This is a genomic window from Shigella sp. SIG6, assembly GCF_053555815.1.
The window spans coordinates 1-23,905 of sequence record NZ_JBQZXC010000052.1 but is presented as its reverse complement, the minus strand read 5'-3'; the positions used below and the strand labels follow the sequence as shown (position 1 = coordinate 23,905).

The following is a 23,905-nucleotide window of genomic DNA, read 5'->3' as shown; positions in this document are numbered from 1 at the left end:
AATTTTATTGATATAGCAACGATAATAACCGGAAATTTCTTCCAGATCTTTCCGGCTTTTTATTATTTAACTTTCGTTCAGCACACTAAACATCCCGTCTCGCATCCCCTTAACTGACTGTTTAACCTGATAAAGTTCCCTGCGCAGTTCCTGTACTTCGTTGTTATCCTAAGCAGGATCAAACATCCCTCCGAGATCTTCACGGTAACGCCCGTGCCGATCTCAAATCCCGCTTTTCTCAGCCATTTGGCGCTGATTTTGATCACCGGCGTGTCGCTGCGGTTGGGCAGATAACCCACGGTACAGCGACGCTGTGTTTTGGAAATGGTGACTTCTGGCGTAATATTGTGTTTAAGTTAGGGGCTTTCGTAATCTAGCCCAGCCCCCGGCCCTAAACACAACCCCCACTCACCACAACCTAAACTCATCCGCATCCCGCCATGCCGGAAACTTTTCTCTATATTCCCGCAATGCCACCATCGACAGCTCCGCATCAATACGCGTTGCCTTATGCGCGTCGGCGGTAGCGATAATCTCGCCTTGCGGATTAATCACCCGGCTGTCACCGCGATAATGGCAGCCGTTGCCATCGCTGCCGACGCGATTGCATCCCGCCACATACGCCTGATTCTCAATCGCGCGGGCCGTCAGCAATGCCTGCCAGTGCAGAGAGCGCGGAGCTGGCCAGTTGGCGACGTACAGGGCGAGGTCATAATCGTTGAGATTGCGCGACCACACTGGAAAACGTAAGTCGTAGCACACCAGCGGCAAAATACGCCAGCCGCGCCATTCCACGATCACTCGCGCATTGCCCGCTTTATAATGCAGATGCTCATCTGCCATGCGGAACAGATGACGCTTATCATAAAAATGTACCGTGCCGCCCGGCTCAACCAGCAAAAAGCGGTTAACCGAACCAGACTCTGTTTGTAATGCAACACTGCCTGCAATCAGCGCATTGCACTGCTGCGCCTTAGCTGTCATCCAGTTCACTACGTCATCTTGTGCAAGCGACGAAGCTGCCGCTTCCATGGCAAAGCCGCTGGTAAACATCTCCGGTAGAACGATCACATCGCGCCCGGTAATACCTTCCAGTTGACGATCAAAATGGCGCAGGTTGGCAGGACCATCCACCCACACCAACGGTTGCTGCAAAAGCGTAATCTTCAAACTAGGCACGGTGTACAACTCCTTTATGCGAAGGGTTTTATAACTTTAACACCTTATCAGGCAGTTGCCTTAGCGCAGAATAAATTGATAACAAATGCTGATATTGGAAATATCTGATTTGCAAATTATCGTGTTATCGCCAGGCTTTAGGAGGTTAATAACATGGGCAGGATAAGCTCGGGAGGAATGATGTTTAAGGCAATAACGACAGTCGCCGCACTGGTCATCGCCACCAGTGCAATGGCGCAGGATGATTTAACCATTAGCAGCCTTGCAAAGGGCGAAACCACCAAAGCTGCGTTTAATCAGATGGTGCAAGGGCATAAGCTACCTGCATGGGTGATGAAAGGCGGTACTTATACTCCCGCACAAACCGTAACGTTGGGAGATGAGACGTATCAGGTGATGAGCGCGTGCAAACCGCATGACTGTGGCTCGCAACGTATCGCTGTGATGTGGTCCGAGAAATCTAATCAGATGACGGGGCTGTTCTCGGCTATTGATGAGAAAACGTCGCAAGAGAAACTCACCTGGCTGAATGTGAACGATGCGCTTTCGATTGATGGTAAAACGGTGCTGTTCGCGGCGTTGACCGGCAGCCTGGAAAACCATCCGGATGGCTTTAATTTTAAATAATTAGCGGATAAAGAAACGGAGCCTTTCGGCTCCGTTATTCAATTACGCGGCTTCAACTTTCCGCACTTTCTCCGGCAACTTTACCGGCTTCGTCGCCAGCTCTTCCGGCTCAAAGTCATCAACGTTAATACTGCGCAGACGGCTTTCTTCCGCTTTCACCAGAATAGCGGCTTCATCTTTATCAATCAGCCCTTCGTCAGCGCGTTGTGCGCCAGTTCATCCAGACGGGTAAATGGCAGATTTTTACCCAGCTCTTTACAGATCCGCTGATGAATCGGGTCGGCGGCAATCACATCCACCAACGCCTCTTCCAGTAAACCAACCGGGTTATGCTCGCTTGGCGTCAGGTACTGACCGCGACCAATACGTGAACGAGTGGCGTTCGGCACTTGTAAAATCTTCGCCACTTTATGATCCAGCTTGTCAGACGGTGCCAGATAATGACGTCCGGTCGGGAAGATCACCACATTCAGCAGCCCGGCAACCACGCGGTTCGGGAAGTTTTGCAGTAAATCGTCCATCGCCTGTTCTGCCTGATACAGCGCATCCTGTACGCCCCAGTGCACCAGCGGCAGATCGGCTTCATTACGGCCTTCGTCGTCATAACGCTTCAGAACGGCAGAGGCGAGGTAAAGCTGGCTTAAAATATCCCCCAGACGTGCCGAGATACGCTCACGACGTTTCAGGCTGCCGCCCAGCACTGCCATCGAGACATCAGAAAGCAGGGCGAGGTTGGCGCTCAGGCGGTTCAGGTGCTGATAGTAGCGTTTAGTGGCATCGCCGGTTGGCGTGCTGCTGGTTAAACCGCGCGTCAGGCCCAGCCAGAAGCTGCGAACTTTGTTGCTACCGACGTGACCGATATGTTTGAACAACAGTTTATCGAACGCGTTGACGTCATTGTTCTTCGCCGCTTCCATCTCTTCCAGCACGTACGGATGGCAACGAATCGCTCCTTGTCCGAAGATCATCATGCTGCGGGTCAGAATGTTAGCCCCTTCAACGGTGATGGCAATCGGTGCGCCCTGGTAAGCACGCGCCAGGAAGTTGCTTTGCCCGAGCATAATGCCTTTACCGCCGGTAATATCCATCGCATCAATAATCGACTGCTGCCCGCGGTGGGTACAGTGATACTTAACGATAGCCGACAGCACGGCAGGTTTTTCGCCGAGCATAATGCCGTAGGTAATCAGCGATGCCGCAGCATCCATTACATAAGCGTTCCCGGCAATACGCGCCAGCGGCTCTTCAATTCCTTCCATCTTACCGATAGAGATTTTGAACTGACGGCGAATGTGAGAATACGCGCCCGTTGCCAGCGCTACCGATTTCACGCCGCCGGTTGAGTTGGAAGGCAGGGTGATGCCGCGGCCTACCGAGAGGCACTCCACCAGCATCCGCCAGCCTTGCCCGGCCATTTTCGGCCCGCCGATGATGTAATCGATCGGCACGAAGACATCTTTACCGCGCGTCGGTCCGTTCTGGAACGGTACGTTCAGCGGGAAGTGGCGACGACCAATTTCCACGCCCGGCGTGGTGGTTGGGATCAGCGCACAGGTAATGCCTAAATCTTCTGCACCGCCGAGTAATTTTTCCGGGTCGGAGAGTTTAAACGCCAGCCCAAGCACGGTCGCAATCGGTGCCAGCGTAATGTAGCGTTTGTTCCAGGTCAGACGCATCCCCAGCACCTGCTGGCCCTGCCATTCGCCCATGCAGACAATCCCGGTGTCCGGAATCGCGCCCGCATCGGAACCCGCTTCCGGGCTGGTCAGTGCAAAGCAGGGGATCTCCTGACCACGCGCCAGACGCGGCAGATAGTGATCTTTCTGCTCGTCAGTGCCGTAATGTTGCAACAGTTCGCCCGGGCCTAATGAGTTTGGCACGCCGACGGTAATCGCCAGGATCCCGCTCACGCCAGAGAGTTTTTGCAGCACACGAGACTGGGCATAAGCTGAGAACTCCAGTCCGCCGTACTCTTTTTTGATAATCATCGCGAAGAAGCGATGCTCTTTAAGGTACGCCCACAACTCCGGCGGCAGATCCGCCAGCTCATGAGTAATCTGGAAATCATTCGCCATCCGGCAGGCTTCTTCTACCGGGCCGTCGAGAAACGCTTGCTCTTCAGCGGTCAGGCGCGGCTGCGGATAGTTATGCAGCTTTTTCCAGTCCGGCTTGCCCTGGAACAAGTCGCCCTCCCACCAGGTGGTGCCCGCATCAATCGCTTCTTTCTCAGTGCGCGACATCGGCGGCATCACCTTACGGAAACCGCGAAATACCGGCGCGGAAATCATCGACTTACGCATAGGCGCAAAGTTAAATGGCACGAGGATAATGGTCAGAGGCACCAGTACCCACGCCGACCACAGACCAGCAACGCCTAGGGCGGCTGTCCAGGCGAGCAAAATCAGACTGCTGATAAATAAGCTCACGCGGTGATAGAACAACGCGCCGAGCAGGACAACCGTAGCGAGAATACTCAAAATCATCATAACGAAAAGCCCCTTACTTGTAGGAGGTCTGACCACTCGTGATGATATGGTTGTAGTGGATGTAAAAACATTTAGCAATGTGTTTACAATATAATTACAACAAAGCTCACATTGTTGCTGTTTTTATCCGCACTTCAGGTCAAAAAGTCCTGGTCATAGCACCTGCCCGTACTTCTCGCTTTTGGCGGTATCCGGTACACTGCATTTTGTCTATTACATTTATGCTGAAGGATATCCTCATGTACCAGGATCTTATTCGTAACGAACTGAACGAAGCGGCGGAAACGCTGGCTAACTTTTTAAAAGATGACGCCAATATTCACGCCATTCAGCGCGCGGCGGTCCTGTTAGCAGACAGCTTTAAAGCCGGTGGCAAAGTGCTTTCCTGCGGCAACGGCGGTTCCCATTGCGACGCTATGCACTTTGCCGAAGAGTTGACCGGTCGCTACCGTGAAAACCGTCCGGGCTACCCGGCGATTGCTATTTCTGACGTTAGTCATATTTCCTGCGTCGGTAATGATTTCGGTTTCAATGATATTTTCTCCCGCTACGTTGAAGCGGTAGGTCGCGAAGGCGATGTACTGCTGGGGATCTCCACCTCCGGTAACTCTGCAAACGTGATCAAAGCGATCGCAGCGGCGCGTGAGAAGGGGATGAAAGTGATCACCCTGACCGGTAAAGACGGCGGTAAAATGGCTGGCACGGCGGATATCGAAATTCGCGTTCCGCACTTTGGTTATGCCGACCGCATTCAGGAGATTCACATTAAAGTGATCCATATCCTGATCCAGTTAATTGAAAAAGAGATGGTTAAGTAAGTCTGGCGTAGGCCGGATAAGGCGTTTACGCCGCATCCGGCACTTGTGCGCTGATGCCTGATGCGATGCTGACGCGTCTTATCATGCCTACAAATCTGTACCTGAACCGTAGGCCGAATAATTCGTTTACGCCGCATCCGACCTGAAAATTCTTAAATCAATCTTCGCCGGGGTCCATGCGCTCCCGCTGTTGTGGAGGTTACCCATGTGCGAATTGCTCGGGATGAGCGCCAACGTCCCTACCGATATCTGCTTTAGTTTCACCGGACTTGTACAGCGTGGTGGTGGAACCGGGCCACATAAAGATGGCTGGGGCATTACCTTTTACGAAGGTAAAGGCTGTCGCACATTTAAAGATCCACAACCCAGCTTTAATTCCCCCATCGCTAAACTTGTCCAGGACTACCCGATAAAATCCTGTTCGGTGGTGGCTCATATTCGCCAGGCTAATCGGGGCGAGGTGGCGCTGGAAAATACTCACCCATTTACCCGCGAGTTATGGGGGCGTAACTGGACTTATGCCCATAACGGACAACTGACGGGCTACAAATCACTGGAAACCGGCAACTTCCGCCCGGTCGGTGAAACCGACAGCGAAAAAGCCTTTTGCTGGCTGCTGCATAAATTAACGCAGCGTTACCCGCGCACGCCGGGCAACATGGCGGCAGTGTTTAAATATATCGCCTCACTGGCGGATGAACTGCGGGCGAAGGGCGTTTTCAACATGCTGCTTTCGGACGGGCGCTATGTAATGGCGTATTGCTCGACTAATTTACACTGGATCACCCGCCGCGCGCCGTTTGGCGTGGCAACGTTGCTGGATCAGGATGTGGAAATCGACTTCAGCTCGCAGACCACACCGAATGATGTGGTCACGGTGATTGCGACACAGCCGCTGACGGGCAATGAAACCTGGCAAAAAATTATGCCAGGCGAATGGCGCTTATTTTGCCTCGGGGAGCGTGTAGTTTGATGCCAGTTGTGGCTGCACCACTTCGTGGCTTAACGGCTTGCTGACCACGTAACGGCCATTGGCCACAGAAACGGTCGGTGGCTTACGGGTTTGCTCAAAGTAGTCGTAGCCCGGCTTCAGCTGCTCCCAGAAGTCCTTAAAGTTGGAATATTTATGGCGCTTCATATTGGCGTCGGTCATGCGGAATGGGTAAATACTCACCTGCACGCTCGGCTGACCAAACACCAGCGCACCAGTAACGAACTGGAAGATCTCATCAATACCCTGATTGGTCATTGCGTAGCAGCCGATGGATACACAATCGCCGTGGATCATCAGGTATTTCCCTTCATAACCATGCGCACGGTCATAAGCATTGGGGAATCCAATATTAATCGCTTTGTAGTAACGGCTGTCTGGTTTTAACTGATTACGCTGGACGCTATAAAACCCTTCCGGGCTTTTGAAATCGCCCTGACGCTGTTTTGGCCCTAAGCCGCCGGAATATTTACAGATTTTATAACTGTCGAGCAGTTGATATTGCTCGCCCATTTTGACGTAAAGATCGAGCGTACGTTCTTCCTTGAAGATCTGGATGTAGACAGGGGATCCCATCAACTGCTGCTTATACTCTTTGCTCACTGGCGTGGTCGAGCTACTGCTGCCCAGCAAACCGGCAAACGAAACGCACGGGATCAACAACATCGCAAGAATTAATGCGATTTTACGCATACTGCTTATTCCTTGATAAAACGGTTACACACGCCAGGACGGCAAAATGGATCCCAAATCGGAATAGTCTGGATTTGGAAGGCTCACATTATCACCAAAAGAGTTTTACGCAAGCCTGTCGGCGCTGGGTTTACAAATTTAGCACAGGGGCAGTTTTCAATAGTCCGAAAAGCGCATGTATCATTTATTTCCTAATATTATGAAATCTCAATAGTAATAAGCAATTAATAATCCCGTTTACTCCTCCGGTCTTTTAAAATTCTCACCTTCATTCAGCCGGTTTATGTCTTTCATGTCTTCGTTCTTGCTCGGCAGATTTTTGCATCCAGGCGTGTTTTCGTTATGCGTTTTGCTCCCTTTACTCGCCAGCGCCACCACAACCGGGAGCAGATAAAACAGCATCCAGAATGGTTTCCTGCGCCGCTCAAGGCGAGTGACAGACGCTGGCAGGCGCTGGCGGAAAACAACCACTTTTTAAGCAGCGATCACCTGCATAACATCACCGAAGTGGCGATTCACCGCCTGGAGCAGCAGCTTGGCAAGCCTTACGTCTGGGGCGGCACGCGGCCCGATCAAGGCTTCGATTGTAGTGGGTTAGTTTTTTATGCCTACAACAAGATCCTTGAGGCGAAACTCCCGCGCACGGCCAATGAGATGTACCACTACCGTCGGGCAACGATTGTGGCGAATAACGACCTGCGCCGGGGAGATTTGCTATTTTTCCATATCCACAGCCGCGAGATTGCCGACCATATGGGGGTGTATCTGGGCGACGGTCAGTTTATTGAGTCACTGCGCACCGGGGAAACCATTCGGGTAAGCCGGTTAGCCGAACCTTTCTGGCAGGACCATTTTTTAGGCGCGCGCAGGATTTTGACGGAAGAGATTATTTTGTAGGCCGGATAAGGCGTTTACGCCGCATCCGGCGGTTGTGCACGGATGCCTGATGCGACGCTGACGCGTCTTATCATGCTTACAAATCTGTGCGTTTTTGCGAGCCGCTTTCCCGATATAACACAGCGTCATTGTCGGCCTTTCCTTTTCCTCTTACCGTTGAGAAAAAGGAGTCGCTATGTCGGAATATCGTCGTTATTACATCAAGGGGGGAACATGGTTTTTCACGGTAAATTTACGCAATCGTCGAAGCCATTTTCTGACCACCCAGTTCCAGACGCTCCGTAACGCCATTATTAACGTTAAGCGAGACAGACCTTTTGAAATTAACGCCTGGGTCGTTTTGCCGGAGCATATGCATTGCATATGGACATTACCCGAAAGCGATGATGATTTTTCCTCTCGCTGGCGGGAGATTAAAAAGCAGTTCACCCATGCTTGCGGATTGAAAAATATCTGGCAACCGCGTTTTTGGGAGCATGCCATTCGCAATACAAAAGATTATCGCCATCATGTTGATTATATTTATATAAATCCAGAGAAACATGGCTGGGTAAAGCAGGTGAGTGATTGGCCATTCTCAACGTTCCATCGCGATGTCGCGCGAGGGTTATATCCCATCGATTGGGCGGGAGACATAACGGATTTAAGTGCCGGGGAGCGTATCATTTTATAACTGTGCGCTGGTGCCGGATGCGCTTACGCTTATCCGGCCTACAAATCGTGCTTTAACGGTAGGCCGGATAAGGCGTTCACGCCGCATCCGGCAGTTATGCGCAGATGCCTGATGCGACGCTGGCGCGTCTTATCATGCCTACAAACTTGTGCCTGAACGGTAGGCCGGATAAGGCGTTTACGCCGCATCCGGCAATTGTGCACCGATGCCGGATTCTTACATCAACGCCCCCATAATCTTCAACTCCAGCTCATCCGGCACTTCGTTATACGACAGCACATGCAGCCCCGGCGCAAACAACCTTGCATAACGCGCCAGCAAAGGGCGTAGCTGCGGCGGCACCAGCAGCACCGGATCTTTCCCCGCCGCTTTCATCTGCTCTTTCACCTGTGGCATCGTGCTCTGGAACTGGTTGAGCATATTCGGGTCAACCGGCACGCTGTCGAGCATCACTTTGCCGGCCTGTTGCGCCTGATTCACTACGTTGGTCAGCAGATTTTCCAGCTCATTATTCAGCGTATACACCGTCAGCTCCTGCTTGCGAACGAACGGATGAGTAATGCTGCGCCGCAGCGCCAGGCGCACATCGGCCGCCAGCAGAATATGATCTTTAGTCACCGTGCTACTGGCGACCAGCACGGTGGCGATGGTGACGATATCGCGCAGGGAAACGCCTTCGGTCAGCAGCGCCCGGTACACTTTCAGCAATTGGCTGTAATTGAGCGCCGCGCTTAAATCCTCCGCCAGGCGCGGTGCCATCGACGACAAACGGTTATGCAACTGCGTGATGTCATCATAGTTAAACAAATCAGGAATATAGCTGCGCACAATCTTGTTCACATGGGTGGCAATCACACTGGCGCTGTCGATCACCTGATACCCCATATTCAGAGCCTTCGCTTTCTGCGCAGGCTGGATCCAGGTGACCGGTATCCCGTACGCCGGGTCGTTCCCCAGCACGCCGTCAATCTCGCCGTAGGTTTCGCTGGAGGGCAGCGCCATCAGTTTATCCGCCGGAATATCCGCTTCATCAGCCTTAATGCCGTTGATGAAAATAGCGTACTGGCTGGGCTTGAGGCGGAAGTTTTCCCGAATGCGGATCTCCGGCAGCAGCACGCCGTTACCGTCGGAAATCACCTGCCGAACGCCGCGAATCCGCTGGGTGAGCGGGTTGCCCTGCGCTTTGTCCACCAGCGCCACCAGCTTGTAGCCGAGGCTTAAGCTGATGGGCTCGATCAGCGGAATAGTTTCCCAACTGACCTGTTGTTCGCTGGTTTCAGTGATGGTGCGGGTCAGCGTTTCGAGGCTTTTCTCTTCCGCCTCCGCCGCCTGCGGGCGTTTGCTCATCCGCCAGCCGGTAAAGCCAAGCAGGGCGCTGAACAGCAAAAACGGCAGATGCGGCATCCCCGGCACCACCGCCAGCACGAACATGATCCCGGTGGCGGTGTAGAGCACCGACGGGCTTGCCAGCAACTGGTGGCGCACGTCATGGGCGATATCGCCGTTGTCGCTGACGCGGGTGACGATAATCGCCGCCGCGGTGGAGAGCAGCAGGGAAGGGATCTGCGCCACCAGGCCGTCGCCGATGGTCATCAGCACGTATTGCTGGAAGGCGGCGTCGGCGCTCAGGTTGTATTTGAAGATGCCGATACAGACGCCGCCGCTCAGGTTGATCGCCAGAATCATCATCCCGGCGATGGCGTCTCCGCGTACAAACTTCGATGCCCCGTCCATCGCGCCGTAGAAATCGGCCTCGCTGGCAACATCTTTACGCCGGGTTTGCGCCTGCGCCTGGTTGATCAATCCGGCGTTAAGATCGGCGTCAATCGCCATCTGTTTGCCGGGCATCGCGTCCAGGGTAAAGCGGGCAGAAACCTCGGAAATACGCTCGGCCTCTTTGGTGACGACGATAAAGTTGATTGTCAACAGCGTCAGTAAATCCGAGCGTGAAAGCATTATCGCCGCGCTGCACGGGCAGTCGATTTTTAACGGTGGTGGGCTGTCGCCGTTAAATAAAATCAGCCCGTCTCATCCGCCAAAACCTGCCACCGTGGCGGTGCCGGAAGAGACGGAGAAAAAAGCGCGTGATGTGAATGAGAAAACGGCGCTGCTGAAGAAGAAATCCGCCACCGAGCTTGGCGAGTTGGCAACCAGTATCAACACCATTGCCCGTGATGCGCATATGGAAGCGAATCTGGAGATGGAGATTGTTCCCCAGGGATTACGCGTGCTGATTAAAGACGACCAGAATCGCAATATGTTCGAACGCGGCAGCGCGCAGATTATGCCGTTCTTTAAAACTTTGCTGGTGGAGCTCGCGCCAGTGTTCGACTCGCTCGATAACAAAATTATTATTACCGGGCATACCGATGCGATGGCCTACAAAAACAATATCTACAACAACTGGAACCTTTCGGGCGATCGCGCGCTTTCAGCTCGTCGGGTGCTGGAAGAGGCCGGAATGCCGGAAGATAAAGTGATGCAGGTAAGCGCAATGGCGGACCAGATGCTGCTGGACGCGAAGAATCCGCAAAGCGCGGGCAATCGGCGTATTGAGATTATGGTGCTGACCAAAAGTGCGTCCGATACGCTGTATCAATACTTTGGTCAGCATGGGGATAAAGTGGTGCAGCCGCTGGTGCAAAAGCTGGATAAGCAGCAGGTGCTTTCGCAGCGAATGCGCTAAATGCTGAATCTTTACGCATTTCTCAAAACCTGAAATCACTGTATACTTTACCAGTGTTGAGAGGTGAGCAATGCGTAAAATCATTCATGTGGATATGGACTGCTTTTTCGCAGCGGTGGAGATGCGCGACAATCCCGCCCTGCGCGATATCCCTATTGCTATTGGCGGCAGCCGCGAACGTCGGGGGGTGATCAGCACCGCCAATTATCCCGCGCGTAAATTTGGCGTACGTAGCGCTATGCCTACTGGGATGGCGCTCAAATTATGCCCACATCTCACCTTGCTTCCGGGGCGCTTTGACGCCTACAAAGAAGCCTCAAATCATATCCGTGAAATCTTCTCGCGCTACACCTCGCGCATTGAACCGTTGTCACTGGATGAGGCTTATCTCGATGTCACCGATAGCGTCCATTGCCACGGTTCTGCGACCCTCATCGCCCAGGAAATCCGCCAGACGATCTTCAACGAGCTGCAACTGACGGCATCTGCGGGCGTGGCACCAGTAAAGTTTCTCGCCAAAATCGCCTCCGACATGAATAAACCCAACGGTCAGTTTGTGATTACGCCGGCAGAAGTTCCGGCATTTTTACAAACCTTACCACTGGAAAAAATCCCCGGCGTCGGCAAAGTCTCGGCGGCAAAACTGGAAGCGATGGGGCTGCGGACCTGCGGTGATGTACAAAAGTGTGATCTGGTGATTCTGCTTAAACGCTTTGGCAAATTTGGCCGCATTTTGTGGGAGCGTAGTCAGGGGATTGACGAGCGCGACGTTAACAGCGAACGGTTACGAAAATCCGTCGGCGTGGAACGCACGATGGCGGAAGATATTCATCACTGGTCTGAATGTGAAGCGATTATCGAGCGGCTGTATCCGGAACTTGAACGCCGTCTGGCAAAGGTAAAACCTGATTTACTGATTGCTCGCCAGGGGGTGAAATTAAAGTTCGACGATTTTCAGCAGACCACCCAGGAGCACGTCTGGCCGCGGCTGAATAAAGCTGACTTAATCGCCACCGCGCGTAAAACCTGGGATGAACGCCGCGGCGGGCGCGGTGTGCGTCTGGTGGGGCTGCATGTGACGTTGCTTGACCCGCAAATGGAAAGACAACTGGTGCTGGGATTATGATGTATACTATTATGTATATTCTGGTGTGCATTATTATGAGGGTATCACTGTATGCATCGAATTCTCGCTGAAAAATCGGTCAATATCACTGAGTTACGTAAAAACCCAGCTAAATACTTTATTGATCAACCAGTTGCGGTTCTTTCTAATAATCGCCCCGCAGGATATCTCTTAAGTGCCAGCGCATTCGAAGCGTTAATGGACATGCTTGCTGAACAAGAGGAGAAAAAGCCCATAAAGGCGCGCTTTCGTCCAAGTGCTGCAAGATTAGAGGAAATTACACGCCGCGCTAAACAATATCTTAATGATATGACGGATGATGATTTCAATGACTTTAAGGAATAAGGATGCGGGTATTCAAAACAAAACTTATTCGCCTGCAACTTACAGCAGAGGAACTTGATGCGTTAACGGCGGATTTTATTTCCTATAAGCGTGACGGTGTTTTGCCAGATATATTTGGTCGCGATGCACTCTACGACGACTCGTTTACCTGGCCATTAATCAAATTTGAGCGAGTTGCTCATATTCATCTGGCAAATGTGAATAATCCATTTCCGCCACAGTTGCGCCAATTCAGCAGAACGAATGACGAAGCGCATTTGGTATATTGTCAGGGTGCGTTTGATGAGCAAGCATGGTTGCTCATTGCCATTCTGAAGCCTGAACCTCATAAACTGGCTCGAGATAACAACCAAATGCATAAAATTGGAAAAATGGTAGAAGCGTTTCGCATGCGTTTTTGAATTTATATTATGAATAACATACAAATAAGAGATTATCAGCCTGGCGATTTTCAGCAACTATGCGCTATTTTCATTAGAGCGGTTACGATGACCGTCAGTCAGCATTATTCACCACAACAAATTGCCGCCTGGGCGCAGATTGACGAATCTCGCTGGAAGGAGAAACTCGCGAAATCACAAGTGCGGGTTGCAGTCATTAATGCAAAACTGGTCGGCTTTATTACCTGCGTTGAACACTATATCGATATGTTATTTGTTGACCCTGAATACACCCGCCGTGGGGTTGCCAGCGCTTTGTTAAAACCTTTGATTAAGTCTGAATCCGAACTTACGGTGGACGCAAGCATAACTGCAAAACCCTTTTTTGAACGTTATGGTTTTCAGACAGTTAAGCAGCAGCGCGTTGAATGCCGGGGAGCGTGGTTTATTAATTTTTATATGCGTTATAAACCGCAACATTAAATCCAGCTTGCAATGAAAATAACGCCCGCCTAGTATGTGCGCGTTTTCTTATTCCACAAACTGCAAGGAGGTAAATCATGACAAATCCTTTATCAATGACTCTTTGCAGACCTTTCCAGGATTAATTCTTTTTTTCTTGCCCTGGATTCGTCTGCCATTTCCTGATTTTTTAATTGTTACTCTCAATAATTCAAGTCGCAGTACATGCAACTTGAAGTATGACGAGTCTATTTACGGAATGGTATATGGGCAATTATATTCGTCCCTTATCCGATGCGGTATTTACCATCGCATCTGATGACCTGTGGATCGAGAGTTTAGCGATCCAACAATTACACACCACGGCAAATTTACCCAACATGCAGCGCGTAGTGGGGATGCCAGATTTACACCCCGGACGCGGCTACCCGATTGGCGCAGCGTTCTTCTCCGCAGGCCGTTTTTACCCAGCACTGGTCGGCAATGATATCGGCTGTGGCATGGCGCTATGGCAAACAGATATTCTCGCTCGCAAATACAACGCCGATAAGTTTGAAAAGCGATTATCAGCTTTGGATGACGTTGCTGAAGAAAGCTGGCTGGAGGAAAACCTGCCGTCAGCATTTGCACAGCATCCGTGGCGCAGCTCGCTTGGCTCTATCGGTGGTGGCAATCATTTCGCTGAACTGCAACAAGTTGATCAAATCATCAACGCTGAACTGTTTGCACTGGCAGGTCTGGATGCGCAGCATCTGCAACTGCTGGTTCATAGCGGCTCGAGGGGGCTAGGGCAGTCTATTTTACAGCGGCATATTGCCTCGTTTTCGCATCATGGTTTGCCTGAAGGCAGTGACGACGCGCTGGCGTTTGCGCGTTTTAATCGCCACCTGATCGCTTTGCGCATAATGCAACAGGTTAAGGCCACCGGAAGTCCGGTTCTGGATGTGGCGCATAACTTTGTTAGCGCGTGTCGAATCGGTGATCAACAAGGGGTCTTACATCGTAAAGGTGCCACGCCTGATGACTGTGGTCTGGTGGTTATTCCCGGTTCACGCGGTGATTACTCCTGGCTGGTTCAGCCCGTCAGGAGTGAGGAAACATTGCATTCGCTGGCGCATGGGGCTGGGCGTAAATGGGGGCGCACCGAGTGTAAAGGGCGTCTGGCAGCGAAATACACAGCGACGCAACTCTCGCGTACTGAACTTGGCAGTCGGGTAATTTGTCGCGATAAACAACTCATCTTCGAAGAAGCGCCACAAGCCTATAAATCGGCTGAAAGTGTGGTGCAATGTCTGGGCAGGCCGGATTAATTATTCCTGTCGCGCGGCTGCGTCCGGTGCTAACGCTCAAAAACAGTGGAGGGAAAAAAGGATGATCTTGCTATAACTCTCCTCAGCGCAGGGGCCGGAAGAATGTTGTCTCGCAGTGAAAAAGGCGCTGGACAGGCTAATTAAAGAAGCTGCCCGACAAGACGTCGCGGTAACGGTGCTGGAAACAGAAACAGGCCGCTACTCTGACACGCTGCGTTCGGCGCTGATTTCTCTGGATGGCGACAACGCATGGGCGTTAAGCGAAAGCTGGTGTGGCACTATTCAGTGGATTTGCCCGAGCCCGTATCGCCCACATCACGGGCGTAAAAACTGGTTTCTGGGCATTGGGCGTTTTACCGCTGATGAGCAGGAGCAATCCGATGCGATCCGGTATGAGACGCTGCGTTCGTCGGGGCCGGGCGGTCAACATGTCAATAAAACCGACTCGGCGGTACGCGCCACGCATTTGGCATCCGGTATTAGCGTGAAGGTTCAGTCAGAGCGCAGCCAGCATGCTAACAAACGGCTGGCGCGATTGCTGATTGCCTGGAAGCTGGATCAGCAGCAATAGGAAAATAGCGCGGTGCTGAAATCACAGCGGCGAATGTTCCATCACCAGATTGAACGTGGCAACCCGCGACGAACGTTTACAGGGATGGCTTTTATCGAAGGATAATGAAGGATGAAACTGCCGGAAGGCGATTAAACGCCATCCGGCAGCAAATCAAATAATTACTTCGCCGGAATTTCTTTCAGCAGTTCAGTCAGCAGTGTCCAGTAATGACCTACGCTTTCGATGTGAACTTGCTCATCCGGAGAGTGTGGACCGGTGATAGTTGGCCCGATAGAAACCATGTCCATTTCCGGATACGGTTTTTTGAACAGACCACATTCCAGGCCCGCGTGGATAATCTGGATGTTCGGCGTCTTGTTGAACAGGCGCTGATAGGTTTCACGTACCAGATGCATCACCGGAGAATTAGCGTCTGGCTGCCAGCCAGGATATGCGCCTTTCGCTTCGGTTTTCGCGCCAGCCAGTTTACCCAGCGAATCCAGCATGCTCACCACGTAGTCTTTACCGCTGTCGATCAGTGAACGGATCAGGCAGTGAATTTCTACGTTATTGTCAGTCATGGTCACCACACCGACGTTCAGGGAGGTTTCGACCACACCTTTTGCCACGTCGGAATTGCGGATCACACCGTTCGGGGTGGCGTTCAGCAGACGAATAAAGGTATCGCGAGATTTCGCAATCAGGGCAGCTTTATCGTTCGCTACAGAGTCCAGCAACAAGGCCAGATTTTTCTCTTTCTCTGCCAGCTCGTTTTTCAGGATCTCCTGATAGGTATTCACCAGAGATTTCAGTGCGTCGACTTTATCAGCTGCGACAGCAATGGTCGCAAAGGCTTCACGCGGGATGGCGTTACGCAGTGTGCCGCCGTTGAAATCGATAAGGCGCAGGTCCAGTTCTTCTGCATGACCCGCTAGGAAGCGCACCAGCAGTTTGTTGGCATTACCCAGGCCAACGTGGATTTCACCGCCGGAGTGACCGCCTTTCAGACCTTTTAAGGTTAACTTGAAGGTTTCAAAACCAGCTGGAACCGCTTCACGATCTAAATGCAGGTTGGAGGTGAAGTCGATACCCCCCGCACAACCCATGTAGATTTCACCTTCTTCTTCGGAGTCGGTGTTAATCAGAATATCAGCCTGCAACCAGTTGCTCTGTAAGCCGAACGCACCGTCCATACCGGCTTCTTCGGTCATGGTCAGCAGCACTTCCAGCGGGCCGTGAACCACGTTTTCGTCAGCCAGAACCGCCAGTGCAGAGGCCATACCAATGCCGTTATCCGCACCCAGCGTGGTGCCGCGCGCTTTAACCCATTCGCCATCAATATAAGGCTGGATAGGATCTTTCGTGAAGTCATGCACGGTGTCGTTATTTTTCTGCGGCACCATATCGAGGTGGGCCTGTAAGACGACCGGTTTACGATTTTCCATACCTGCGGTAGCAGGTTTACGAATCAGGATATTACCTACCTGATCGCGTTCGACATGGAAACCTTTCTCTTTTGCCCAACCAACAATGTATTCAGCGAGTTGCTCTTCATGATAGGACGGGTGAGGAATAGAACAGATTTTGGCAAAAATATCCCACAGCGGCTGTGGAGATAATTGAGACAGTTCAGACACGTTAAGTCTCCTTGTCGATCACCCGCAAAACAGTATTGCAGGTCACAGGGTTAGCAGAAAATGTTGTCAACACAAGACAGGCTTGCGAGATATGTATTGAGAATACCACTTTATCCCGCGTCAGGGAGAGGCAGTGCGTAAAAAGACGCGGACTCATGTGAAATACTGGTTTTTAGTGCGCCAGATCTCTATAATCTCGCGCAACCTATTTTCCCCTCGAACACTTTTTAAGCCGTAGATAAACAGGCTGGGACACTTCACATGAGCGAAAAATACATCGTCACCTGGGACATGTTGCAGATCCATGCACGTAAACTCGCAAGCCGACTGATGCCTTCTGAACAATGGAAAGGCATTATTGCCGTAAGCCGTGGCGGTCTGGTACCGGGGGCGTTACTGGCGCGTGAACTGGGTATTCGTCATGTCGATACCGTTTGTATTTCCAGCTACGATCACGATAACCAGCGCGAGCTTAAAGTGCTGAAACGCGCAGAAGGCGATGGCGAAGGCTTCATCGTTATTGATGACCTGGTGGATACCGGTGGTACTGCTGTTGCGATTCGTGAAATGTATCCAAAAGCGCACTTTGTCACCATCTTCGCAAAACCGGCTGGTCGTCCGCGGGTTGATGACTATGTTGTTGATATCCCGCAAGATACCTGGATCGAACAGCCGTGGGATATGGGCGTCGTATTCGTCCCGCCAATCTCCGGTCGCTAATCTTTTCAACGCCTGGCATTGCCGGGCGTTGTTCTTTTTAACTTCAGGCAGGTTACAATAGTTTCCAGTAAGTATTCTGGAGGCTGCATCCATGACACAGGCAAACCTGAGCGAAACCCTGTTCAAACCCCGCTTTAAACATCCTGAAACCTCGACGCTAGTCCGCCGCTTTAATCACGGCGCACAACCGCCTGTGCAGTCGGCTCTTGATGGTAAAACCATCCCTCACTGGTATCGCATGATTAACCGTCTGATGTGGATCTGGCGCGGTATTGACCCACGTGAAATCCTCGACGTCCAGGCACGTATTGTGATGAGCGATGCTGAACGTACCGACGATGATTTATACGATACCGTGATTGGCTACCGTGGTGGCAACTGGATTTATGAGTGGGCCACCCAGGCGATGGTGTGGCAACAAAAAGCCTGTACGGAAGAAGATCCGCAACTCAGTGGTCGACACTGGCTGCATGCGGCTACGTTGTACAACATTGCCGCCTATCCTCATCTGAAAGGAGATGACCTGGCCGAGCAAGCGCAGGCTTTATCAAACCGCGCCTATGAAGAGGCCGCCCAGCGTCTGCCGGGCACGATGCGGCAGATGGAGTTTACCGTACCCGGCGGTGCGCCCATCACCGGCTTTTTGCATATGCCGAAAGGCGATGGCCCGTTCCCGACAGTATTAATGTGTGGTGGTCTGGATGCGATGCAGACGGACTATTACAGCCTGTATGAACGTTATTTTGCGCCGCGCGGCATTGCGATGCTGACTATTGATATGCCGTCGGTGGGCTTTTCTTCAAAATGGAAGCTCACCCAGGACTCCAGCCTGTTGCATCAGCACGTCTTAAAGGCGCTGCCTAACGTACCGTGGGTGGATCACACTCGCGTCGCGGCCTTTGGTTTCCGTTTCGGCGCTAACGTTGCCGTGCGTCTGGCATACCTTGAATCGCCGCGTCTGAAAGCGGTTGCCTGTCTTGGTCCGGTAGTTCATACCCTGTTGAGTGATTTTAAGCGTCAGCAACAGGTGCCGGAAATGTATCTTGACGTTCTGGCGAGTCGTTTGGGGATGCATGATGCTTCCGACGAAGCGTTACGCGTGGAGCTGAATCGCTATTCATTAAAAGTGCAAGGATTGCTGGGACGTCGCTGCCCAACGCCAATGTTATCAGGCTACTGGAAGAACGATCCGTTCAGCCCGGAAGAGGACTCACGCTTAATCACCTCATCATCTGCTGACGGTAAATTATTAGAGATCCCATTTAACCCGGTGTATCGGAATTTTGACAAAGGTCTTCAGGAAATCACCGGCTGGATCGAAAAACGCTTGTGTTAAAAATTTGCTAAATTTTGCCAATTTGGTAAAACAGTTGCATCACAACAGGAGATAGCAATGACGTTACCGAGTGGACACCCGAAGAGCAGATTGATCAAAAAATTTACCGCACTAGGCCCGTATATTCGTGAAGGTAAGTGCGAAGATAATCGATTCTTTTTCGATTGTCTGGCTGTATGCGTCAACGTGAAACCGGCACCGGAAGTGCGTGAATTCTGGGGCTGGTGGATGGAGCTGGAAGCGCAGGAATCCCGTTTTACCTACAGCTACCAGTTTGGTCTGTTCGATAAAGCAGGCGACTGGAAGAGTGTTCCGGTAAAAGATACTGAAGTGGTTGAACGACTGGAGCACACCCTGCGTGAGTTTCACGAGAAGCTGCGTGAACTGCTGACGACGCTGAATCTGAAGCTGGAACCGGCGGATGATTTTCGTGATGAACCGGTGAAGTTAACGGCGTGAGTGAAATGTGCCGGATGCATCATATCCGGCAATATTCATTAAAACTGATACGTCATCCCAACCGCGACAGTATCATCATTATTAATATTCAGCTTATTATCGCTATCCAGTTGGTTGATTTTATAATCAACAAACGCTGACATATTTTTGTTGAAATAATACGTAGCACCGACGTCGATATAATTGACCAGATCTTCATCACCGATGCCCTCAATATCTTTCCCTTTCGATAAGACATAACCCAGCGATGGACGCAGACCAAAGTCAAACTGGTATTGAGCGACCGCTTCAAAGTTCTGTGTCTTATTGGCAAAGCCGCCAGTTATTGGCGTCATTTTGCGTGTTTCAGAATAGAAAGTTGCCAGATAAATATTATTGGCATCGTATTTCAGACCTGTTGCCCATGCTTCTGCACGCTTGCCTGTGCCACGGCTTTGCAGGTTCTGCTCGTTGGTGCGTTCTGAGTTGGTATAGGCCCCACTAATGGCGAAATCGCTGCCGCCAAAGTCATATGTCAATGACGTGCCCGAAGCCATCGCCGTTTTGCTTTTTAACGTCGCGGTTTTCGTTTTTCCCTTGATATTGCAGGGTTAAGTTCAGGCCATCGATAACGCCGAAGAAGTCGGTGTTCCGATACGTCGCCAGACCGCTGGCGCGTTTGGTCATAAAGTTGTCGGTCTGCGCCGAGGAATCGCCACCAAATTCCGGGAACATATCGGTCCAGGCTTCCACGTCATACAACGCGCCCAGGTTACGACCATAATCGAAAGAACCCAAATCTTTATATTTCAACCCGGCAAAAGCGAGACGCGTTTTTTGCTGTGCAGTATCACTCTCCGCTTTATTTCCGGCAAACTCCGCTTCCCACCGACCATAACCAGTCAGTTGATCGTTAATTTGAGTTTCACCTTTAAAACCAAAACGGATATAACTCTGGTCGCCATCTTTACTGGCGTTATCACTCATATAATGCATGGCTTTAACTTTGCCATAGACATCCAGTTTATTACCGTCTTTATTATATATTTCTGCAGCCTGTACAGATGCAGATGCCACAATGCCCATCACCACTAATGCCAGAGTGCTCTTTTTCATTTTCATTCCTGATTTTAATTAACGCGCGAATATTCAGCGGGAGAGCCCCGTTGAAAACAGGAAAGTTTTTAACCTGAGATTGTTAAAGATATATTACAGATTAATGATATTCTGAAAATGTGGTAATTTATTAAATCTGTAATAAAAGCGTAAACAACTGCCGCTACGCTTGCTGATCCCGCGCAACAAAACGCCATGCTTTGCTCGCAGATGGTTGGCAACCGACGACAGTCCTGCTAAAACGTTCGTTTGATATCATTTTTCCTAAAATTGAATGGCAGAGAATCATGAGTGACAGCCAGACGCTGGTGGTAAAACTCGGCACCAGTGTGCTAACAGGCGGATCGCGCCGTCTGAACCGTGCCCATATCGTTGAACTTGTTCGCCAGTGCGCGCAGTTACATGCCGCCGGGCATCGGATTGTTATTGTGACGTCGGGCGCGATCGCCGCCGGACGTGAGCACCTGGGTTACCCGGAACTGCCAGCGACTATCGCCTCGAAACAACTGCTGGCGGCGGTAGGGCAGAGTCGACTGATTCAACTGTGGGAACAGCTGTTTTCGATTTATGGCATTCACGTCGGGCAAATGCTGCTGACCCGTGCTGATATGGAAGACCGTGAACGCTTCCTGAACGCCCGCGACACCCTGCGTGCGTTGCTCGATAACAATATCGTTCCGGTAATCAATGAGAACGATGCTGTCGCTACGGCAGAGATTAAGGTCGGCGATAACGATAACCTTTCTGCGCTGGCGGCGATTCTGGCGGGTGCCGATAAACTGTTGCTGCTGACCGATCAAAAAGGTTTGTATACCGCTGATCCGCGCAGCAATCCGCAGGCAGAACTGATTAAAGATGTTTACGGCATTGATGACGCACTGCGCGCGATTGCCGGTGACAGCGTTTCAGGCCTCGGAACTGGCGGCATGAGTACCAAATTGCAGGCCGCTGACGTGGCTTGCCGTGCGGGTATCGACACCATTATTGCCGCGGGCAGCAAGCCGGGCGTTATTGGTGATGTGATGGAAGGCATTTCCGTCGGTACGCTGTTCCATGCCCAGGCGACTCCGCTTGAAAACCGTAAACGCTGGATTTTCGGTGCGCCGCCGGCGGGTGAAATCACGGTAGATGAAGGGGCAACTGCCGCCATTCTGGAACGCGGCAGCTCCCTGTTGCCGAAAGGCATTAAAAGCGTGACTGGCAATTTCTCGCGTGGTGAAGTCATCCGCATTTGCAACCTCGAAGGTCGCGATATCGCCCACGGTGTCAGTCGTTACAACAGCGATGCATTACGCCGTATTGCCGGACACCACTCGCAAGAAATTGATGCAATACTGGGATATGAATACGGCCCGGTTGCCGTTCACCGTGATGACATGATTACCCGTTAAGGAGCTGGTCGATGCTGGAACAAATGGGCATTGCCGCGAAGCAAGCCTCGTATAAATTAGCGCAACTCTCCAGCCGCGAAAAAAATCGCGTGCTGGAAAAAATCGCCGATGAACTGGAAGCACAAAGCGAAATCATCCTCAACGCTAACGCCCAGGATGTTGCTGACGCGCGAGCCAATGGCCTTAGCGAAGCGATGCTTGACCGTCTGGCACTGACGCCCGCACGGCTGAAAGGCATTGCCGACGATGTACGTCAGGTGTGCAACCTCGCCGATCCGGTGGGGCAGGTAATCGATGGCGGCGTACTGGACAGCGGCCTGCGTCTTGAGCGTCGTCGCGTACCGCTGGGGGTTATTGGCGTGATTTATGAAGCGCGCCCGAACGTGACGGTTGATGTCGCTTCGCTGTGCCTGAAAACCGGTAATGCGGTGATCCTGCGTGGTGGTAAAGAAACCTGTCGCACTAACGCGGCAACGGTGGCGGTGATTCAGGACGCCCTGAAATCCTGTGGCTTACCGGCGGGTGCCGTGCAGGCGATTGATAATCCTGACCGTGCGCTGGTCAGTGAAATGCTGCGTATGGATAAATACATCGACATGCTGATCCCGCGTGGTGGCGCTGGTTTGCATAAACTGTGCCGTGAACAGTCGACAATCCCGGTGATCACAGGTGGTATAGGCGTATGCCATATTTACGTTGATGAAAGTGCAGAGATCGCTGAAGCATTAAAAGTGATCGTCAACGCGAAAACTCAGCGTCCGAGCACATGTAATACGGTTGAAACGTTGCTGGTGAATAAAAACATCGCCGATAGCTTCCTGCCCGCATTAAGCAAACAAATGGCGGAAAGCGGCGTGACATTACACGCAGATGCAGCTGCGCTGACACAGTTGCAGGCAGGCCCTGCGAAGGTGGTGGCGGTTAAAGCCGAAGAGTATGACGATGAGTTTCTGTCATTAGATTTGAACGTCAAAATCGTCAGCGATCTTGACGATGCCATCGCCCATATTCGTGAACACGGCACACAACACTCCGATGCGATCCTGACCCGCGATATGCGCAACGCCCAGCGTTTTGTTAACGAAGTGGATTCGTCCGCTGTTTACGTTAACGCCTCTACGCGTTTTACCGACGGCGGCCAGTTTGGTCTGGGTGCGGAAGTGGCGGTAAGCACACAAAAACTCCACGCGCGTGGCCCAATGGGGCTGGAAGCACTGACCACTTACAAGTGGATCGGCATTGGTGATTACACCATTCGTGCGTAAATAAAACCGGGTGATGCAAAAGTAGCCATTTGATTCACAAGGCCATTGACGCATCGCCCGGTTAGTTTTAACCTTGTCCACCGTGATTCACGTTCGTGAACATGTCCTTTCAGGGCCGATATAGCTCAGTTGGTAGAGCAGCGCATTCGTAATGCGAAGGTCGTAGGTTCGACTCCTATTATCGGCACCATTTAAATCAATAAGTTACCTCGCATTTAAGTAAACCACGTTCTCCTCTTGTGCCGTATTTGTGCCATTGCGACTTATAATCGCATCGATTTTGCTTGCGTGCTCGGTGAGATGCCCGGCTGAAAGGTGGGCGTATCTTTGAACCATTTCGAGAGTTTCCCATCCTCCCATCTCTTTAAGTGCAAGAAGAGAGACACCGGACTGAACCAGCCAGCTTGCCCAGGTATGCCTCAGATCATGGAAGCGGAAGTTGCTAATGCCTGCCCGCTTTAACGCTCCCTTCCATGCCTTGTTGCTGTCGGTTCTCATCTTCCTTACCGCTGCTGTTTTTGTTCCGTCGCTTCGGTAGGCAGGTTTGGTGTGGACAAATACCCATCTCTTATGGAGCCCCTGCTGTTTTCTTAATATCTGGCATGCGGTTTCGTTAAGAGGAACTCCGATCGCATTGCCAGCTTTTGTTTCATCAGGGTGCATCCATGCCATTTTCTTATCCAGATCGACCTGTGACCACTCAAGGTCTGTAACGTTGGAACGGCGAAGGCCTGTCGTGATTGCAAACTGAAGTGGCACACTGAATTTGGCCACCA

Annotated in this window: 19 protein-coding genes, 1 tRNA gene and 6 pseudogenes; 18 read left to right on the top strand and 8 right to left on the bottom strand. The window is 51.6% G+C overall.

Features of this window, described 5'->3' with window-relative positions:
• Positions 1-66: 66 nt before the first annotated feature.
• Positions 67-299: pseudogene (locus ACUU1M_RS10885) on the bottom strand (SymE family type I addiction module toxin).
• Positions 300-408: 109 nt separating this feature from the next.
• Complete coding sequence (gene yafV, locus ACUU1M_RS10880; RefSeq protein WP_001139559.1) at positions 409-1,179, bottom strand: 2-oxoglutaramate amidase; 771 nt, start codon at positions 1,177-1,179, stop codon at positions 409-411.
• 180 nt (positions 1,180-1,359) lie between these two features.
• Here yafV and ivy point away from each other — a divergent pair, with 180 nt between their 5' ends.
• Entirely contained in the window at positions 1,360-1,806 is a 447-nt protein-coding gene (ivy, locus tag ACUU1M_RS10875) for an Ivy family C-type lysozyme inhibitor (RefSeq protein ID WP_005100645.1), read from the top strand.
• Positions 1,807-1,848: 42 nt separating this feature from the next.
• Here the strand turns inward: ivy and fadE are convergent.
• Positions 1,849-4,292: pseudogene (fadE, locus tag ACUU1M_RS10870) on the bottom strand (acyl-CoA dehydrogenase FadE).
• A 239-nt stretch (positions 4,293-4,531) separates the two neighbouring features.
• Between fadE and lpcA the strand changes: the two are divergent.
• Positions 4,532-5,110: a D-sedoheptulose 7-phosphate isomerase gene (gene lpcA / locus ACUU1M_RS10865; protein ID WP_000284050.1), complete on the top strand. Its 579-nt coding sequence runs from the start codon at positions 4,532-4,534 to the stop codon at positions 5,108-5,110.
• A 205-nt stretch (positions 5,111-5,315) separates the two neighbouring features.
• Positions 5,316-6,083 carry a class II glutamine amidotransferase gene (locus ACUU1M_RS10860; RefSeq protein WP_000333379.1) on the top strand — a complete coding sequence of 256 codons (768 nt, stop codon included), beginning with the start codon at positions 5,316-5,318 and terminating at the stop codon, positions 6,081-6,083.
• On the opposite strand, the gene dpaA is transcribed toward ACUU1M_RS10860, so the two are convergent.
• Positions 6,054-6,794, bottom strand: coding sequence for a peptidoglycan meso-diaminopimelic acid protein amidase (gene dpaA / locus ACUU1M_RS10855; protein ID WP_001225676.1), 741 nt, complete (start codon positions 6,792-6,794; stop codon positions 6,054-6,056). The two genes, ACUU1M_RS10860 and dpaA, sit on opposite strands and share 30 nt — an antisense overlap.
• Before the next feature lie 369 nt (positions 6,795-7,163).
• Between dpaA and ACUU1M_RS10850 the strand changes: the two are divergent.
• A pseudogene (locus ACUU1M_RS10850) lies at positions 7,164-7,691 on the top strand (C40 family peptidase); the annotation flags it as partial.
• A 175-nt stretch (positions 7,692-7,866) separates the two neighbouring features.
• Positions 7,867-8,364 (top strand): REP-associated tyrosine transposase, encoded by a 498-nt coding sequence (locus ACUU1M_RS10845; RefSeq protein WP_000006243.1) that lies wholly within the window; start codon positions 7,867-7,869, stop codon positions 8,362-8,364.
• Positions 8,365-8,580: 216 nt separating this feature from the next.
• On the opposite strand, the pseudogene ACUU1M_RS10840 reads toward ACUU1M_RS10845, so the two are convergent.
• A pseudogene (locus ACUU1M_RS10840) lies at positions 8,581-10,299 on the bottom strand (flagellar biosynthesis protein FlhA); the annotation flags it as partial.
• Here ACUU1M_RS10840 and lafU point away from each other — a divergent pair.
• From lafU to prfH, 7 genes and pseudogenes are all read left to right on the top strand, one after another.
• Positions 10,265-11,050 (top strand): putative lateral flagellar export/assembly protein LafU, encoded by a 786-nt coding sequence (lafU, locus tag ACUU1M_RS10835; protein ID WP_000207555.1) that lies wholly within the window; start codon positions 10,265-10,267, stop codon positions 11,048-11,050. The pseudogene ACUU1M_RS10840 and the gene lafU sit on opposite strands and share 35 nt — an antisense overlap.
• 70 nt (positions 11,051-11,120) lie before the next feature.
• Positions 11,121-12,176, top strand: a complete 1,056-nt coding sequence (dinB, locus tag ACUU1M_RS10830) for a DNA polymerase IV (protein WP_001226172.1) — start codon at positions 11,121-11,123, stop codon at positions 12,174-12,176.
• A 51-nt stretch (positions 12,177-12,227) separates the two neighbouring features.
• The gene (yafN, locus tag ACUU1M_RS10825; RefSeq protein ID WP_000554759.1) at positions 12,228-12,521 is read left to right on the top strand and encodes a type I toxin-antitoxin system antitoxin YafN; all 294 of its coding nucleotides are present in this window, start codon (positions 12,228-12,230) and stop codon (positions 12,519-12,521) included.
• A 2-nt stretch (positions 12,522-12,523) separates the two neighbouring features.
• Positions 12,524-12,922, top strand: coding sequence for a type II toxin-antitoxin system mRNA interferase toxin YafO (yafO, locus tag ACUU1M_RS10820; RefSeq protein ID WP_152028944.1), 399 nt, complete (start codon positions 12,524-12,526; stop codon positions 12,920-12,922).
• Between the two features lie 9 nt (positions 12,923-12,931).
• Positions 12,932-13,384: a GNAT family N-acetyltransferase gene (locus tag ACUU1M_RS10815; RefSeq protein WP_001059864.1), complete on the top strand. Its 453-nt coding sequence runs from the start codon at positions 12,932-12,934 to the stop codon at positions 13,382-13,384.
• Between the two features lie 245 nt (positions 13,385-13,629).
• On the top strand, positions 13,630-14,673 hold the full coding sequence (locus ACUU1M_RS10810; RefSeq protein ID WP_005072768.1) for an RNA ligase RtcB family protein: 1,044 nt from the start codon (positions 13,630-13,632) through the stop codon (positions 14,671-14,673).
• Between the two features lie 76 nt (positions 14,674-14,749).
• Positions 14,750-15,349: pseudogene (gene prfH, locus ACUU1M_RS10805) on the top strand (peptide chain release factor H); the annotation flags it as partial.
• 56 nt (positions 15,350-15,405) lie between these two features.
• Here the strand turns inward: prfH and pepD are convergent.
• A complete protein-coding gene (gene pepD, locus ACUU1M_RS10800; protein ID WP_001293009.1) occupies positions 15,406-16,863 on the bottom strand; it encodes a cytosol nonspecific dipeptidase in 1,458 nt (485 codons plus the stop codon).
• Positions 16,864-17,124: 261 nt separating this feature from the next.
• On the opposite strand from pepD, the gene gpt reads away from it, so the two are divergent.
• From gpt to crl, 3 genes are all read left to right on the top strand, one after another.
• On the top strand, positions 17,125-17,583 hold the full coding sequence (gene gpt / locus ACUU1M_RS10795; RefSeq protein WP_001291993.1) for a xanthine phosphoribosyltransferase: 459 nt from the start codon (positions 17,125-17,127) through the stop codon (positions 17,581-17,583).
• Between the two features lie 91 nt (positions 17,584-17,674).
• Complete coding sequence (frsA, locus tag ACUU1M_RS10790; RefSeq protein ID WP_000189559.1) at positions 17,675-18,919, top strand: esterase FrsA; 1,245 nt, start codon at positions 17,675-17,677, stop codon at positions 18,917-18,919.
• 57 nt (positions 18,920-18,976) lie between these two features.
• Positions 18,977-19,378, top strand: a complete 402-nt coding sequence (crl, locus tag ACUU1M_RS10785; RefSeq protein WP_000174677.1) for a sigma factor-binding protein Crl — start codon at positions 18,977-18,979, stop codon at positions 19,376-19,378.
• Positions 19,379-19,416: 38 nt separating this feature from the next.
• Here crl and phoE read toward each other — a convergent pair.
• Positions 19,417-20,473 (bottom strand): annotated as a pseudogene (phoE, locus tag ACUU1M_RS10780) (phosphoporin PhoE).
• A gap of 287 nt (positions 20,474-20,760) precedes the next feature.
• Here phoE and proB point away from each other — a divergent pair.
• From proB to ACUU1M_RS10765, 3 genes are all read left to right on the top strand, one after another.
• Entirely contained in the window at positions 20,761-21,864 is a 1,104-nt protein-coding gene (proB, locus tag ACUU1M_RS10775; RefSeq protein WP_001285288.1) for a glutamate 5-kinase, read from the top strand.
• An 11-nt stretch (positions 21,865-21,875) separates the two neighbouring features.
• Positions 21,876-23,129 (top strand): glutamate-5-semialdehyde dehydrogenase, encoded by a 1,254-nt coding sequence (gene proA / locus ACUU1M_RS10770; protein ID WP_000893267.1) that lies wholly within the window; start codon positions 21,876-21,878, stop codon positions 23,127-23,129.
• Between the two features lie 114 nt (positions 23,130-23,243).
• Positions 23,244-23,319 (top strand) — tRNA-Thr (locus ACUU1M_RS10765).
• Between the two features lie 14 nt (positions 23,320-23,333).
• On the opposite strand, the gene ACUU1M_RS10760 is transcribed toward ACUU1M_RS10765, so the two are convergent.
• Positions 23,334-23,905: site-specific integrase (locus tag ACUU1M_RS10760; RefSeq protein ID WP_449144665.1), on the bottom strand; the 572-nt coding region annotated here is incomplete at its 5' end.

Excerpts from the sequence above, each read along its gene's own strand:
- ivy (WP_005100645.1), top strand. The coding sequence starts at position 1,360 with ATGTTTAAGGCAATAACGACAGTCGCCGCACTGGTCATCGCCACCAGT.
- lpcA (WP_000284050.1), top strand. The coding sequence starts at position 4,532 with ATGTACCAGGATCTTATTCGTAACGAACTGAACGAAGCGGCGGAAACG.
- ACUU1M_RS10860 (WP_000333379.1), top strand. The coding sequence starts at position 5,316 with ATGTGCGAATTGCTCGGGATGAGCGCCAACGTCCCTACCGATATCTGC.
- dpaA (WP_001225676.1), bottom strand. The coding sequence starts at position 6,794 with ATGCGTAAAATCGCATTAATTCTTGCGATGTTGTTGATCCCGTGCGTT.
- ACUU1M_RS10845 (WP_000006243.1), top strand. The coding sequence starts at position 7,867 with ATGTCGGAATATCGTCGTTATTACATCAAGGGGGGAACATGGTTTTTC.
- dinB (WP_001226172.1), top strand. The coding sequence starts at position 11,121 with ATGCGTAAAATCATTCATGTGGATATGGACTGCTTTTTCGCAGCGGTG.
- yafN (WP_000554759.1), top strand. The coding sequence starts at position 12,228 with ATGCATCGAATTCTCGCTGAAAAATCGGTCAATATCACTGAGTTACGT.
- yafO (WP_152028944.1), top strand. The coding sequence starts at position 12,524 with ATGCGGGTATTCAAAACAAAACTTATTCGCCTGCAACTTACAGCAGAG.
- ACUU1M_RS10815 (WP_001059864.1), top strand. The coding sequence starts at position 12,932 with ATGAATAACATACAAATAAGAGATTATCAGCCTGGCGATTTTCAGCAA.
- ACUU1M_RS10810 (WP_005072768.1), top strand. The coding sequence starts at position 13,630 with ATGGGCAATTATATTCGTCCCTTATCCGATGCGGTATTTACCATCGCA.
- gpt (WP_001291993.1), top strand. The coding sequence starts at position 17,125 with ATGAGCGAAAAATACATCGTCACCTGGGACATGTTGCAGATCCATGCA.
- frsA (WP_000189559.1), top strand. The coding sequence starts at position 17,675 with ATGACACAGGCAAACCTGAGCGAAACCCTGTTCAAACCCCGCTTTAAA.
- crl (WP_000174677.1), top strand. The coding sequence starts at position 18,977 with ATGACGTTACCGAGTGGACACCCGAAGAGCAGATTGATCAAAAAATTT.
- proB (WP_001285288.1), top strand. The coding sequence starts at position 20,761 with ATGAGTGACAGCCAGACGCTGGTGGTAAAACTCGGCACCAGTGTGCTA.
- proA (WP_000893267.1), top strand. The coding sequence starts at position 21,876 with ATGCTGGAACAAATGGGCATTGCCGCGAAGCAAGCCTCGTATAAATTA.